The sequence below is a fragment of the Motiliproteus sediminis genome (genome assembly GCF_017912535.1).
Lineage (GTDB): Bacteria > Pseudomonadota > Gammaproteobacteria > Pseudomonadales > Balneatricaceae > Motiliproteus > Motiliproteus sediminis.
Genome location: NZ_JAERQK010000001.1, coordinates 341,522 through 356,036 on the forward strand (window position 1 = coordinate 341,522; position 14,515 = coordinate 356,036).

15 protein-coding genes and 3 tRNA genes are annotated in these 14,515 nt (G+C 56.8%); all 18 read left to right on the forward strand.

Annotation, left to right across the window (positions count from 1 at the left end; genetic code table 11):
* Positions 1 to 27 precede the first annotated feature (27 nt).
* The 18 genes from lon to nadA all read left to right on the forward strand — a co-directional run bounded on the left by lon (position 28) and on the right by nadA (position 14,493).
* Positions 28 to 2,454 (forward strand): endopeptidase La, encoded by a 2,427-nt coding sequence (lon, locus tag JJQ76_RS01620; RefSeq protein ID WP_210394878.1) that lies wholly within the window; start codon positions 28 to 30, stop codon positions 2,452 to 2,454.
* 137 nt (positions 2,455 to 2,591) lie between these two features.
* Positions 2,592 to 2,864 carry an HU family DNA-binding protein gene (locus JJQ76_RS01625; protein WP_210394879.1) on the forward strand — a complete coding sequence of 91 codons (273 nt, stop codon included), beginning with the start codon at positions 2,592 to 2,594 and terminating at the stop codon, positions 2,862 to 2,864.
* Positions 2,865 to 2,908: 44 nt separating this feature from the next.
* Positions 2,909 to 2,985 (forward strand) — tRNA-Asp (locus JJQ76_RS01630).
* A 66-nt stretch (positions 2,986 to 3,051) separates the two neighbouring features.
* Complete coding sequence (locus tag JJQ76_RS01635; RefSeq protein WP_210394880.1) at positions 3,052 to 4,923, forward strand: SurA N-terminal domain-containing protein; 1,872 nt, start codon at positions 3,052 to 3,054, stop codon at positions 4,921 to 4,923.
* 60 nt (positions 4,924 to 4,983) lie between these two features.
* Entirely contained in the window at positions 4,984 to 5,502 is a 519-nt protein-coding gene (ruvC, locus tag JJQ76_RS01640; protein ID WP_210394881.1) for a crossover junction endodeoxyribonuclease RuvC, read from the forward strand.
* Positions 5,503 to 5,525: 23 nt separating this feature from the next.
* Positions 5,526 to 6,143 carry a Holliday junction branch migration protein RuvA gene (gene ruvA / locus JJQ76_RS01645; protein WP_210394882.1) on the forward strand — a complete coding sequence of 206 codons (618 nt, stop codon included), beginning with the start codon at positions 5,526 to 5,528 and terminating at the stop codon, positions 6,141 to 6,143.
* A gap of 52 nt (positions 6,144 to 6,195) precedes the next feature.
* A complete protein-coding gene (gene ruvB / locus JJQ76_RS01650) occupies positions 6,196 to 7,212 on the forward strand; it encodes a Holliday junction branch migration DNA helicase RuvB (protein ID WP_210394883.1) in 1,017 nt (338 codons plus the stop codon).
* Positions 7,209 to 7,652 carry a tol-pal system-associated acyl-CoA thioesterase gene (gene ybgC, locus JJQ76_RS01655; RefSeq protein WP_210394884.1) on the forward strand — a complete coding sequence of 148 codons (444 nt, stop codon included), beginning with the start codon at positions 7,209 to 7,211 and terminating at the stop codon, positions 7,650 to 7,652. Before ruvB ends, ybgC begins: the two co-directional genes overlap by 4 nt.
* Positions 7,642 to 8,325 (forward strand): protein TolQ, encoded by a 684-nt coding sequence (gene tolQ, locus JJQ76_RS01660; protein WP_246480020.1) that lies wholly within the window; start codon positions 7,642 to 7,644, stop codon positions 8,323 to 8,325. The genes ybgC and tolQ overlap by 11 nt, the downstream gene beginning before the upstream one ends.
* A gap of 8 nt (positions 8,326 to 8,333) precedes the next feature.
* Entirely contained in the window at positions 8,334 to 8,750 is a 417-nt protein-coding gene (tolR, locus tag JJQ76_RS01665; protein ID WP_210394885.1) for a protein TolR, read from the forward strand.
* A gap of 1 nt (position 8,751) precedes the next feature.
* Complete coding sequence (tolA, locus tag JJQ76_RS01670) at positions 8,752 to 9,663, forward strand: cell envelope integrity protein TolA (protein WP_210394886.1); 912 nt, start codon at positions 8,752 to 8,754, stop codon at positions 9,661 to 9,663.
* Positions 9,660 to 10,955 carry a Tol-Pal system beta propeller repeat protein TolB gene (tolB, locus tag JJQ76_RS01675; protein ID WP_425515216.1) on the forward strand — a complete coding sequence of 432 codons (1,296 nt, stop codon included), beginning with the start codon at positions 9,660 to 9,662 and terminating at the stop codon, positions 10,953 to 10,955. The genes tolA and tolB overlap by 4 nt, the downstream gene beginning before the upstream one ends.
* Before the next feature lie 65 nt (positions 10,956 to 11,020).
* Positions 11,021 to 11,578: a peptidoglycan-associated lipoprotein Pal gene (pal, locus tag JJQ76_RS01680; RefSeq protein ID WP_210394887.1), complete on the forward strand. Its 558-nt coding sequence runs from the start codon at positions 11,021 to 11,023 to the stop codon at positions 11,576 to 11,578.
* 3 nt (positions 11,579 to 11,581) lie between these two features.
* Positions 11,582 to 12,415, forward strand: a complete 834-nt coding sequence (gene ybgF / locus JJQ76_RS01685) for a tol-pal system protein YbgF (protein WP_210394888.1) — start codon at positions 11,582 to 11,584, stop codon at positions 12,413 to 12,415.
* A 35-nt stretch (positions 12,416 to 12,450) separates the two neighbouring features.
* Positions 12,451 to 13,131, forward strand: coding sequence for a 7-cyano-7-deazaguanine synthase QueC (gene queC / locus JJQ76_RS01690; RefSeq protein WP_210394889.1), 681 nt, complete (start codon positions 12,451 to 12,453; stop codon positions 13,129 to 13,131).
* Positions 13,132 to 13,175: 44 nt separating this feature from the next.
* Positions 13,176 to 13,251, forward strand: a tRNA-Lys gene (locus JJQ76_RS01695).
* 16 nt (positions 13,252 to 13,267) lie between these two features.
* Positions 13,268 to 13,343, forward strand: a tRNA-Lys gene (locus tag JJQ76_RS01700).
* Positions 13,344 to 13,422: 79 nt separating this feature from the next.
* Complete coding sequence (gene nadA / locus JJQ76_RS01705; RefSeq protein ID WP_210394890.1) at positions 13,423 to 14,493, forward strand: quinolinate synthase NadA; 1,071 nt, start codon at positions 13,423 to 13,425, stop codon at positions 14,491 to 14,493.
* The last annotated feature ends 22 nt before the right edge of the window (positions 14,494 to 14,515 follow it).

Consider the following 14,515-nt stretch of genomic DNA (forward strand, 5'->3'; position numbering starts at 1 on the left):
GTGCCACCCGTTGCAGAGACCTTTCTGATGCCTGATTCTTCGACCCAGCACGCCCACCTGACCCAGGAACTTCCACTGTTGCCTCTTCGCGACGTGGTTGTGTATCCGCACATGGTTATCCCGCTATTTGTTGGTCGTGAAAACTCGATCAAGGCGCTGGAGTCTGCCATGGAGCGCAACAAGGAGATTCTGCTGGTAGCGCAAAAGAATGCATCGGTGGATGAGCCTGGTGCCGAGGATGTTTTCGATGTGGGGACCTTGGCAAACATTTTACAGCTGCTGAAGCTCCCTGACGGCACTGTCAAGGTGCTGGTTGAAGGCAGCAGCCGTGCCCGTATCCATGCCATTGAAGATACCGACGAAGGCTGGATCGCGCGCTGTGAAGAACTCAGTGTTACCGATCTGGGTAGTGAGGCTGGTGTATTTACTCGTACAGTGATGACCCAGTTTGAGCAGTATGTGCAGCTCAACAAGAAGATCCCCTCTGAGGTGCTGACGTCGCTGTCCTCTATCGAGGACCCCTTGCGGCTTGGTGATACGATTGCTGCCCATATCACGATTAAGCTGGAAGACAAGCAGCGCATTCTCGAGATGGTCGATACGCAGGAGCGGCTTGAGTTTATTCTGGCGCTGATGGAATCCGAAATCGATCTGGTTAATGTCGAAAAGCGAATCCGCGGCCGGGTCAAAAAGCAGATGGAAAAGAGCCAGCGTGAGTACTATCTGAATGAGCAGATGAAGGCTATTCAGAAAGAGCTTGGTGATCTGGATGATGCCAACCCCAACGAAATGGAGCAGCTCAAAGAGAAAATTGAGCAGGTGGGGATGAGCAAAGAAGCGCGTGAAAAAGCGCTTAACGAATACAACAAGCTCAAAATGATGTCGCCCATGTCGGCTGAGGCGACCGTTGTGCGCAGCTATATCGACTGGATGGTCAACCTGCCCTGGAATAAGCGCAGCAAGGTTCGCCATGACCTCAAGCGGGCTGAGTTGGTGCTGGAAGAGGATCACTACGGGCTTGAAGAGGTGAAGGAGCGGATCCTCGAATATCTTGCGGTACAACAGCGGGTGCGTAAGCTGAAGGGGCCTGTGTTGTGTCTGGTGGGGCCTCCCGGCGTTGGTAAGACCTCGTTAGGGCAATCCATTGCCCGCGCGACCAACCGCAAGTATGTGCGGATGGCGTTGGGTGGTGTACGTGATGAGGCTGAGATCCGCGGCCATCGCCGCACCTATATCGGTTCCATGCCCGGCAAGCTGTTACAGAAGATCTCCAAGGTGGGGGTGAAAAATCCACTGTTCCTGCTCGATGAGATCGACAAGATGGGTATGGATCATCGCGGTGACCCGGCGTCTGCGCTGCTGGAAGTTCTCGATCCGGAGCAGAACCATACCTTTAATGACCACTATCTGGAGGTCGACTACGACCTTTCCGATGTGATGTTCGTATGTACTTCCAACTCTATGAATATACCGGGGCCGCTGCTCGACCGAATGGAGATCATTCGCATTCCCGGTTACACCGAAGACGAGAAGGTAAAGATCGCAGAGCGCTACCTGATTCCCAAGCAGCTTAAAACTAACGGTCTCAAGGCGGATGAGGCGGGTGTTAGTGAGGCGGCGGTGCGTGACCTGATTCGTTACTACACCCGTGAAGCGGGCGTGCGGGGGCTGGAGCGTGAAATCGCCAAGGTGCTACGCAAGGTCGTTAAGGAGCAGGCGCTGAGCAAGAAAGGTGGCAAGGCTATTCAGATTGCTGCCGAGGATCTGGAAAAGTACAGCGGCGTGCGCAAGTTCAACTTTGGCATGGCTGAAGAGAACGATGTGGTTGGTCAGGTCACGGGCCTGGCGTGGACGCAGGTCGGTGGCGATATTCTTACCATTGAGTCGGCAGTGGTGCCGGGTAAGGGGCGTCAGATTCAGACCGGGTCATTGGGTGATGTAATGAAAGAGTCGATTCAGGCCGCGCTGACCGTGGTGCGCAGTCGCGCTGACGCGCTGGGAATTCGACCTGATTTTCATGAAAAGCAGGACCTGCACATCCATGTTCCGGAAGGGGCGACTCCCAAGGATGGTCCTAGTGCCGGTATCGGTATGTGCACCGCACTGGTCTCGGCACTGACCGAAATACCGGTCCGGGCTGATGTCGCGATGACCGGTGAAATTACCCTTCGTGGGCAGGTTTTGCCGATTGGTGGGCTGAAGGAAAAGTTGTTGGCGGCCCATCGGGGAGGGATAAAAACCGTCGTGATTCCTGATGAGAATAAGCGGGATTTAAAAGAGATTCCCGACAATATCAAAGCGGAACTCGACATTAAGCCGGTAAAATGGATCGATGAGGTGCTTGAAATAGCACTGCAATATTTGCCGAAACCTCTGCCTGAAGAGGGTGAAAAAACACCGGCTGAAAAGAAAAAAGGCCGTAAGTCTGTCCGAAGTCAAATCAGTACTCATTAGGCCTGAAGCCCCCGTATTTTGTTGGTTTGAGCGCTTGACAGTGGTTTTCGCTAGTTGGTATAAAGTGCCTCGAGCTGGTTCTACCGGGTACGGGTTTTTAGAAGAAAAACAGTATTTTTCGAAGAAGGGGAAAGTAAGTGAACAAATCTGAACTGATTGATGCGATTGCAGCCTCCGCCGACCTATCTAAGGCGTCTGCGGGTCGTGCATTGGACGCCGCGCTGGAAGCGATCACCGGTGCTCTGAAAGAAGGCGATAGCGTAGCGCTGGTTGGCTTCGGTACCTTTGGTGTTAAGGCGCGTGCGGCTCGCACTGGCCGTAACCCTCAAACCGGCAAGCCGATCGAAATCTCTGCAGCCAATGTGCCCAGCTTCAAGGCGGGTAAAGCGCTGAAGGATGCGGTCAACTAAGACCGATGGAGTTTGTGTCTGTCTAGCCTTCCGGCGACAGACGAGGAGCGGTAGTTCAGCTGGTTAGAATACCGGCCTGTCACGCCGGGGGTCGCGGGTTCGAGTCCCGTCCGTTCCGCCAATTTCAAAGGCGCATTCGTCAGGGATGCGCTTTTTTTTTAATTATAGTTTCCACACCGGGGGCACAATGCTGCAAAACCTACGGGAAAACTCACAAGGGATCATCGCGAAGGTCATTGTGGGCTTTATTATCATCACCTTTGCCCTGTGGGGCGTTGACTCATTGGTGGGTCTGGCGACAGATAGTGGTGCGCCGGTGACGGTAAACGGCGTGGAAGTTTCCGAACAGCAGATTCAGCAAGGGATTGAATTGCAGCGCCGCCAGATCTTGGCGCAAATGGGTGAAAACGCCGATCCCTCGCTGCTGGATGACAAGCTTCTCCGGGAGGCGGTGGTTGAGCGCCTGGTGGAGGAAACTCTGTTAATCGAGTCCGCCCGTGATCAGGGCATGACGGTCGGTACCGAGTACCTCGACAAAATTATTCTGGCGACACGCGAATTCCAGGTAGATGGGCAGTTTGACCGCAACCAATTCGATGCGATGCTGCGTAATGCCGGCCTGTCACCAATGATGTACCGTGACCTGCTGCGTCGCGAGATGCTGATCAATCAGCGTCAAAGTGGAGTGGTTGCCACTGCGTTCGCGGTACCCAGTGAGCTGCAGGCGCTTCGAGCACTGGATCGTCAGGTTCGCAGTATGGCTTACACCGAACTCTCGGTTGATAACGTGCTGGCTACGATAGCCGTTGACGACGCCGAAGTGGAAGATTACTACCGCCAGCAGCAGAGCCGCTTTGTCACCGACGAGGAGGTGGTGGTTGACTACCTTTCTCTAGATCTGGACTCTCTGGCGGCGCAAGTGGAGGTGACTGACACTGAGCTGAAGGCCGCTTTCGATCAGTTGATTCAAGACTTCCAGGGGGATGAGGCGCGTGATGCCTCTCACATCCTGATCGCAGTTGGTACGGAGCGTGATGCCGAAGCGGCGAAAGCATTGGCCGAGGAGGTCAAAGCGAAGCTGGATGCGGGTGAGTCATTTGCTGCGCTGGCCGAGACATACTCGGACGATACCGGCTCTGCTGAAACTGGCGGTGAGCTGGGATTGGTTGAGAAGGAGGTGATGGTGCCCGAGTTTGAGCAGGCGCTGTTTGAGCTGGCAGAAGGCGAGGTGTCGTCGCCGGTAGAAACCGATTTTGGTTTCCACCTGATCAAGTTAAATAGCATTGTGCGGTCAGAAGCGCCCACCTTTGAGCAGGCGCGCAGCGGCTTGGAAGCGGAGCTGCGCAACCGCAAGGCGGATGATCTTTTCGTCGCCAAAATTGAGGAGCTGGCGGATGTGAGCTTCTCTGCCGCGGATCTTCAGGAACCTGCTGAAGCGCTTGGGCTGCCGGTGCAGACGGCGGAACCCATCGGGCGTGACGGTGGGAGCTCGTTGCTAGCGTCACATCCGCGTGTTATCGATGCGGCGTTTTCTGATGACGTGCTCAAGCACGGCCATAATAGTCCGGTGATCGAGCTCAGCCCGCAGCGCAGCGTGGTGATTCGGCTTAATGAGTATCGTCCCAGCCGTCAGCGACCATTGGACGAGGTGCGTGATCAGGTCGTGGCCGAGCTGAAGCAGCAGAAAGCCTCTGCGGAGGTTCGCGAGCGAGCCGAAGCTATCGCCAAGCAGGTGAGCGACGGCAATGAAAGCGGTCTGGCGTGGACCACCCAGGAGCGTGTTCAGCGCGGTGATCAGACACTGCCTGCGGGTGTGGTCCGTGAGCTGTTCCGAATGCCGAAGCCTGAAGGTGATGAACCCTCGGTCACCATCGTGGAGTTGGCTGATGGCAGTGCTGCTGTGATCAAGCTGACAGCCGTGAGTGATGGCGACCTGGCATCGCTGTCCGAGCAGGAAGCTCGGATGCTGGGTGGCTTCCTTGCCAACCGGCACGGCCAGTACGACTACCGTGGCGTGGTGAGGCATCTTCGTGATAGTGCCGAGGTGGAGCGCCTCTGAGGCGGCATCTCAAGCGAAAAAGGGGGCGTTGTCCCCCTTTTTTTGTAGTCGAGGTTTGTTATGACTCTCATTCTTGGTATTGATCCGGGTTCGCGAATCACCGGCTATGGCGTGATCAATCAGGTGGGTAGCAAGAGTGAGTACGTTGCCAGCGGCTGTATCCGCATCAAAGGCGACCATCTGCCTGATCGTTTGTTACAGGTGTTCGAAGGTGTTCAGGAACTGATTCGGCTGTACGTGCCGCAGCAGATGGCTATCGAGCAGGTATTTATGGCGCGCAATGCGGATTCCGCGCTCAAACTTGGTCAGGCCCGCGGGGCTGCCATTGTGGCGGGCGTCAGTCAGGGGTTGCCGGTGGCTGAATATGCGGCAAGGGCGGTCAAGCAAGCGCTGGTGGGCAAGGGGTCTGCGGACAAGGTTCAGGTGCAGCACATGGTGCGCTCTATCCTAGGATTGCCAGGCACGCCACAGGCGGACGCGGCGGATGCGCTGGCCATTGCGTTGTGTCATGCCCATACCCAGCAGGGACTTATTGGAATGGCGGGTGTCACTGCGATGCGTGGTGGTCGCCTGCGTTAACCTCACCGTTGTAGAGCGAATCGATGATCGGTCGGATTAAAGGTGTTTTAGAAGAGAAGCAACCGCCGCAACTGTTGGTGGATGTGCAGGGGGTCGGTTACGAGGTTGAGGCGCCGATGAGTACGTTCTATCGGTTGCCGCCGTTGGGCCAGGTAGTCAGTCTGCACACGCATTTTGTGGTTCGCGAGGACGCGCAGTTGTTGTACGGCTTTGCTACCCGCGAAGAGCGAACCCTCTTTCGCAGCTTGATAAAGGTAAACGGCGTGGGTCCGAAGCTGGCGTTGACGATTCTTTCCGGGATTGAGGCCAACGACTTTGCCCGCTGTGTGGCGCAGGACGATAGTGCCGCGCTGGTTCGATTGCCCGGTGTCGGCAAAAAAACCGCGGATCGCTTGATCGTTGAGATGCGGGACAAGATGAAGGACTGGTTGCCTTCCGATGCGCCGTTCGAACTGAGTGGTGAGGCAGGCACGACACAGGCTCGAAGCGGCGATGCGCAGCAGGAAGCTGAAAGTGCACTGATCGCGTTGGGCTACAAGCCTGCCCAGGCGGCCAGAGCAATAGCGCAGGCCGCCAAGCAGTCGTCGGACGCGTGTTCGGCTGAAGCACTGATCCGGCACGCGCTCAAGAGTATGGTCTGATGAGTGAATCCATTATCATGTTCAACTGCTGTGCTGACCGAGTGTGCCATCGATGATAGAAGCCGACCGTTTTATCTCGCCCGCCCCCCAGTCACGTCAAGAGGAGGCGATCGACCGCGCGATTCGCCCCAAGAAACTGCAGGACTATGTTGGTCAGCCGGCGGTGCGCGAGCAGATGGAGATCTTTATCGAAGCCGCGCGCAAACGTTCCGAGGCACTCGACCATACGTTGATATTTGGCCCCCCCGGACTTGGCAAGACCACTCTGGCTCATATCATCGCCAACGAGATGGAGGTGTCGTTAAAGACCACCTCGGGGCCGGTGCTGGAAAAGGCCGGTGATCTGGCGGCGATGTTGACCAACCTTGAGCCGGGCGACGTTCTGTTTATCGATGAGATTCATCGCCTCAGTCCCGCCGTTGAGGAGGTGCTCTATCCCGCAATGGAGGATTATCAGCTCGATATCATGATCGGCGAGGGACCCGCAGCGCGTTCTATTAAACTCGACCTGCCGCCTTTCACTCTGGTTGGTGCCACAACCCGGGCTGGTTTGCTGACATCGCCGTTAAGGGATCGCTTCGGCATCGTACAGCGACTGGAGTTCTACAATGTCGCGGATCTGACCCATATTGTGCAGCGTTCGGCGCAGATGCTCGAGGTTGGCATCGAGCCTGAGGGCGCGCGCGAAGTTGCGCGGCGTTCGCGCGGTACGCCGCGCATTGCCAATCGACTGCTGCGGCGCGCACGTGACTTTGCCGAAGTCAAAGGCGACGGCTCCATCACGGGTGTTATCGCTGACGGCGCGCTCAATATGCTGAATGTGGACAGTGAAGGGTTTGATCATATGGACCGGCGCCTGCTGCTGGCCATGATTGAAAAATTCGACGGTGGTCCCGTTGGTGTTGACAGCCTGGCAGCCGCGATCAGCGAAGAGCGCGACACCATTGAAGACGTGCTGGAACCTTATCTGATTCAGCAGGGATACATCATGCGCACCCCGCGAGGTCGCGTGGTCACTCAGGCCGCTTATCATCACTTTGGGCTGGATCTGCCGGGATCGGCACCATGATCCATCAGCATCCGCTCAGGGTCTATATCGAAGATACCGACGTTGGCGGTATCGTGTATTACGTCAACTACCTCAAGTTTATGGAGCGTGCCCGCACCGAGCTGTTACGGGTACTGGGCTATCAGCAGCAGCGCTTGAAAGAGGAGGGGCTGTTGTTTGTCGTTCACAGCCTGCAGAGCCGTTATCGCCAACCCGCGCGATTGGATGATGAACTTACCGTGGAAACCACCATCCAAGCTCTGGCGTCCGCCAGCCTGGTGTTTGTCCAGCGCGTTATCCGGATCTGTGATCAAACTGTGCTTTGCACTGCCGAGGTGCGGGTAGCCGCGGTTGACAGCGAAAAGATGCGGCCGACGCCGTTGCCGAAGGCGATGGTGGCGGCGCTTAAAGCCTATGAACAAAAGCCTGAAAGTTTAATGAGGAACGGGAATGGTGGCTGAGAAGATGTCGCTCTGGAGCCTGGTGATGAACGCCAGCTTCGTGGTGCAGTTGGTGATGTTGATGCTGGTTGCTGCATCGGTGGTGTCCTGGGTCATGATTCTGCAACGGCGTGCCGTATTGCGCCAGGCTCATCGCAGCCTCAAAGCGTTCGAAGAGAAATTTTGGTCCGGCGTAGATCTGGGTGAGCTTTTCCGACAGGTCAACTCCGAGCCTAATCCCAACAGTGCGCTGGAGAATATATTTCGCGCCGGTATCAAGGAGTTTACCCGCCTGCGCCAGCAAACCGGGGTCGACCCGGACGCGGTGATGGACGGTGTGCAGCGCTCCATGCGGGTGGCGTTGGCGCGGGAAGAGGAGAAGCTGGAAACCCATCTGCCGTTTCTGGCCACGGTTGGCTCGACCAGCCCCTATGTGGGGCTGTTTGGAACCGTCTGGGGGATTATGAACTCTTTTCGGGGGCTGGCAAACGTCCATCAGGCCACCCTGGCGAGCGTGGCACCCGGTATCTCTGAGGCCCTGATCGCTACGGCTATCGGTCTGTTTGCCGCCATTCCCGCGGTTATTGCCTACAACCGCTATTCGTCGCGAGTTGAATCGCTGATGTCCAGTTACGAAACCTTTGCCGAAGAGTTCTCCAGTATTCTTCACCGCCGTATTCACGCCAGCTTTTAGGGGGCGTCATGATCCGGATTCAGAAGAAACGGCGCAAGCTGAATGCTGAAATCAACGTAGTGCCTTATATCGACGTGATGATGGTGCTGCTGGTTATTTTTATGATCACCGCGCCGATGCTTACCCAGGGGGTTGACGTGGAACTGCCCAAGGTAGGCGCAGAGCCGGTGGATGATAAGGATCAGGAGCCACTCATTGTCAGCGTCAACAGTGACGGACTCTACTTTGTGGATGTCGGCGGCGACCCCATGACGCCGACCGAGCTGTCGGTGGTTGCTGACAGAGTAGGAAAAATCGTGGCGTCGAACCCGGGCAAAATGGTGCTTGTGCGAGGTGATCGCCGGGTGGCTTATCAGAAAGTCGTCGAGCTGATGGCGGCTCTGCAAGGCGTCGGTGTGCCCAATGTTGGCCTGGTAACCGAGTAGCGTGAGTAAGCTAGATCGAAGCTACCTGTTGCCGTCGATCTTGGCGGTCGGGTTCCACTTGGTGCTCGGGGTGCTGGTCGCTGGTACTTGGTTCGAAGCCGGCGCTCAGCATCGCGTGCAGCCGTTTCGGCATGTCAAGGCGGAGCTCGTTGATCTGAAGAGTCAAACCCGGGCCGCGGAAGAGGCGGACAGAGCGCGCCAGCAGGAGCAAGCGCGTCAAGCCGCGGAGAAAAAGCGCGCCGAGGCGGAGCGCAAAAAGCAGGCTGACGCGCGGCGTAAGAAAGAGGCGGCGGAAAAAAAGCAGCGTGCCGAGGCGGAGCGCAAAAAGAAGGCTGAAGCCGATCAACGGCAAAAGAAGGCTGCCGCGGAGAAAAAGCGCAAAGCGGAACTTGAGCGCAAACAGCAAGCCGAAGCAAAGGCAAAAGCAGAACGAGAAGCGAAGCTGAAAGCGGCTAGGGCGCAAGCAGAAGCTGAAGCAGAGGCCGAGCGTGCGCGCGAGGCTGCAGAACGCCGGCAGGCCGAAGCTGCGCGGATGGAGCGTGAAGCGGAGGCTGAGTTACAGCGCATCGAAGCGGCGCGTCAGCAAGAAGCGGTACGTCGGGCGGCGGAGGCGCAGGTCGTGGCCTCGGCGGTTGCCGTGATTCGTGATGGTATTCAGCGCAACTGGCGTCGGCCGCCGTCTGCGCGCAACGGTATGCTGGTCGGTGTCAAGATTCACCTGTTACCTACGGGGGAGGTCGACGACGCCTACGTTGTGCGCAGCAGTGGCGACCAGGCCTTTGATCGCAGCGCGGTAAGCGCGGTGAAGAAAGCGGAACGTTTTCCCGAGCTGCAGGGGGTTGATCCGGTGCTGTTTGATCGTAATCTGCGTCGAATAAACTTGGAATTTAGACCGGAGGATTTACGTCTGTGATCTATCGAGTAGTTGTTGCGTTATTGGTGATGTTTCTGGCCAGCGCCACCGCGCGGGCGGAGTTGACCATCGAAATTACGCAGGGGGTAGATCAACCGGTGCCACTGGCTGTGGTTCCGTTCGGCTGGAGCGGCACCAGTGCGTTGCCGGAAAATGTCAGCGAGGTGGTCGCCGCCGACCTGTACCGTAGTGGATTGTTTGCGCTTATGTCGCGCCAGAATATGCTGAGCTTTCCTACCAGCGCGCAGCAGGTCTATTTCCGTGACTGGCGGCTGTCGGGTATGGAGTATCTGCTGGTCGGCAAGGTGCTGCCCCAGCCGGGCGGGAACTATCGCGTGGAGTACGAGCTGTTTGATGTTATCAATGAGCAGCGCCTTTTAGGCGCTCATATCAATGGCTCGGGTGCCCAGTTACGCCGCATGGCTCATCGTATCGCGGATGCCGTTTACGAGAAGCTAACCGGGATTCCCGGGGCTTTCGATACCCAGATTGTCTACGTTACCGCTCAACGCTTCTCGGCAGACGACTATAAATATCAGCTGCAACTGTCCGATGCCGATGGTGCGCGCCCGCGGGTGATCCTGGAATCGCGTGAACCGATTCTCTCTCCCACCTGGTCGCAGGATGGCAAACGTTTGGCGTATGTGTCGTTCGAAAGTCGGCGTCCGGCGATCTACATCCAGGATGTCTCCACCGGGAAGCGCGAGCGTATGGCGTCATTCCGCGGCTTGAACGGCGCGCCTGCGTTTTCGCCGGATGGGCGCAAACTGGCGCTGACGCTTTCCAAAGACGGCAATCCTGAAATCTACGTTATGGATATCGCGACCAAAGCGTTAACCCGTGTTACCAAGCACTATGGTATCGATACGGAACCAAACTGGACCGCTGATGGTCGGTCTATCATCTTTACCTCAAACAGGGGAGGGATGCCGCAGATCTATTCGGTTGAACTGGAAAATGGCTGGGTGGAGCGGCTAACGTTCGAGGGCGACTATAATGCTAGGGGGCGCCTGACGCAGGATGGTCGGCACCTGGTGCTGGTTCACCGAAATAACGGCGTGTTTCATATTGCGGTGCAGGATCTTAAGACGGGGCGGTTCGATATCTTGACCGAAACCTACCTGGATGAGTCACCAAGTATCGCACCCAACGGCAGTATGGTGATCTACGCGACCCAGGAGGGTACCCGCGAAGTACTGGCGGCGGTTTCAATTGATGGGCGGGTAAAGTTTAAATTACCTGCCCGATCGGGTAATGTGCGCGAGCCGGCATGGTCGCCCTATTTGCAATAAGTCAAACTTGGCAGTACTTTATGTCACAAATCACAATAATTCGGATGATTAGTTAGGAGCATATAATGCGTCTTGGAAATTTCAGCAAGGTCGTCGCGGTTGCCGCCACAGTTATCTGGGCCACCGGTTGTAGCACTACCAGTACTACCAGTGACAGCAGCGATGCAATGGATCAAACCGCTCAGGATACGCAGGACAGCGCATCTTCCATGGGCGCAGGCTCTGACAGCTCCATGTCCGGTGGTGATATGGCTGGTCAGTCTCAGGGGATGAGTGAGGCGGATGTTGCCCAGCTCTCAACAGTTTTCTACTTCGACTTCGACAAGGCGGTTATTCAGTCTTCAGATCTGGACGATCTGAATGCGCATGCCAAGTACCTGAGTGAAAATGGTATGGCGCGCGTGGTTCTGGAAGGTCATGCCGATGAGCGTGGTACCCGTGAGTACAACATGGCTCTGGGTGAGCGCCGTGCCAAGGCGGTAGCCCGTTACCTGGGCGTTCAGGGTGTCGCGGCTGGCCAGATTGAAACCGTCAGCTACGGCGAAGAGCGCCCGGCGATGGTCGGTCACGACGAAAGCTCCTGGAGCAAGAATCGTCGCGTGGAACTGCGTTACGAACGCTAATCGATGAAGAAAAGCGTTGTAATGCTTTCATTGGCCGCCTTAACCGGCGGCCAATTTGTTCTCGCCGCTGGTGTCCCGGTGGTTGAGCGTACTGCGTCCAGCTCCGCAAGTACCGTCGGCGCACCGCCTTCAACCCAGGTTGTCGAGCAAAGGCGTGCCCCGGTTGCAGCGGTCCCTGCGAGCCGTAACCCGGCGGCAGAACTGCTGCTGATGGTTGATCAGCTGCAGGAAGAGTTGCGTTTTTTACGCGGCCGCGTTGAAGAGCAGGACAACCTGATCAGGCGAATGCGCGAGGATCAACGTGATCGCTACAGGGATCTGGATCGCCGTCTCAGTTTGTTGACCGAGCAGGCGCGGAGTGGCACGCCAGGGCTTGATGTCAGCAAACTATCACCGCCATCGGGGGGCGCGTCCGCGGCCACACCAATGGTGGTCACTCCGATTTCCAGTGCTCCCTCGGTCAGTGATACCGATGCCTATAAAGCGGCTTTTTCGCTGGTTCGCCAGCGCGATTTTGCTCAAGCGCTACAGGCTTTCGAACAGTTTTTACAGACCTACCCCGACAGCCCGCTAACCCCTAACGTACTCTACTGGAGTGGTGAGGTGCATCGGGCCAAGCCGCAGCCGGATATGGCGGCAGCTGAGACTGCTTATGCGACCTTGGTGCAGCGCTATCCGCAGCATGCAAAAACCGCCGATGCCTATTACAAGCTGGGCCTGACCTATGCTGCGCTGGGCGATAAGGCGAAAGCCAAGCAGATGATGGAAACCGTGGTTGGGCGCTACCCGGATCAATCATCAGCACAGCTTGCGCGTGACTATTTGGCGCGTAATTAATACCCATCGACCCAACTTTTTACCAAGACAAAATCATGCCTGAAACCACTAAAAAAGCGGTCGTTCTGCTGTCCGGCGGCCTCGACTCTTCCACCGTGTTGGCCATGGCTCGCGCGCAGGGGTATGCCTGCTATGCGCTGAGTTTCGACTACGGCCAGCGTTCCGATACCGAGCTGCAAGCGGCGGCAACGGTTGCCCGCGAGCTTGATGTTATAGATCACAAAGTAGTGAGGCTGGGGTTGGAGTCGATCGGCGGATCGGCTCTCACTGACGCCAGCATCGATGTTCCCGAGTCTCTGCAGGAAGGCATTCCGGTTACCTACGTTCCGGCGCGCAATACGGTGTTTCTGTCGTTGGCGTTGGGGTGGGCTGAAGTGCTCGGCGCCGACGCTATTTTTATCGGTGTTAACGCGGTCGACTATTCCGGCTACCCGGATTGCCGTCCCGAATTTATTGCTGCCTTCCAGCAGTTGGCGCGGGTGGCTACCAAGGCTGGTAGCGATGGGCGAGACATTCGCATTGAGACGCCGCTGCTGCGCCTGACCAAGGCGGAGATTATTCAGCAAGGATTAAAGCTGGGGCTTGATTACAGCTTGACTGTCTCTTGTTACCAGGCAGATGAACAGGGGCGTGCCTGTGGCGTCTGTGACAGTTGCCGTTTGCGAGCTCAGGGGTTTGTTGATGCGGGAAGCGAAGACGTAACCCGTTACCGATAAGGTTGCAATTCAGCGCTAACTCAGTAGAATGCGCAACCCGTTGTGGGTCGTTAGCTCAGCTGGTAGAGCAGTTGGCTTTTAACCAATTGGTCACAGGTTCGAATCCTGTACGACCCACCACTTTTCCTATCTGCATGGGTCGTTAGCTCAGCTGGTAGAGCAGTTGGCTTTTAACCAATTGGTCACAGGTTCGAATCCTGTACGACCCACCACGCTCCTCGGGAGACGGCATTATCGGCTGTGATATAATCCCGCCTCGCCAAGTAGTGAATTCCGATTAGCGGTTGTTTTATGCTCACAGAAAAACAGATTGCCGAGCGTGTGCTGGTGCAGGAGCACCTGGCGCACAGTTTTCGTCATGCCGACCTCAACGCGGATCAGGTTATTGCTTACAAGCAGCGTATTAAGGCGCTGCTGAAAGAGCAGGACGCTTGTCTGGTCGCGCACTATTACACCGACTCGCTGCTGCAGGAACTGGCTGAAGAAACCGGTGGCTGCGTATCTGATTCGCTGGAGATGGCACGCTTCGGGCGCGACCATCCCGCCTCTACCTTGGTGGTGGCAGGGGTTCGCTTCATGGGCGAGACGGCGAAGATTCTGAGCCCCGAAAAGCGGGTGTTGATGCCGACGCTGGAAGCAACCTGCTCGCTGGATATTGGTTGCCCTGAGGCTGAATTCACGGCGTTTTGTGATGCCCATCCTGATCATCAGGTGGTGGTGTATGCCAATACCTCTGCCGCCGTCAAAGCGCGAGCGGACTGGGTGGTTACCTCCAGCTGCGCGTTGGAGATTGTCGAGCATCTGGTGGATCAGGGGCAGAAAATCATCTGGGCGCCTGATAAACACTTGGGCAGCTATATCGAGCGTGAAACCGGCGCCGAGATGCTGATGTGGGATGGCTCCTGTATCGTGCACGAGGAGTTTCGCGCTCAGGGTCTGCGTGATCTGAAGCAGGTATATCCCAACGCGGCGTTACTGGTGCATCCCGAATCACCGGCTTCAATGGTGGCGCTGGCGGATCACGTCGGTTCCACCAGCCAGCTGATCAAGGCGGCGACGAGCTTACCCAACAAAGAGATTATCGTTGCCACCGATCGTGGCATCTTCTACAAGATGCAGCAGGCGGCGCCGGATAAGGTACTGATCGAAGCTCCCACCGGCGGTAACGGCGCGACCTGCCGCAGCTGTGCACACTGCCCCTGGATGGCGATGAACGGGCTGGACAACCTGACTGAAGTACTTGAGAACGGTGGCAACGAGATCCAGGTTGATGCCGGCCTGCGTGAGCGGGCGTTGCGGCCATTGGATCGCATGCTTGATTTTACCGCGGCCAACCGTCTGGCAGTTAAAGGTAACGCCTGATGGCCCTGTTCTGATTCGGAGT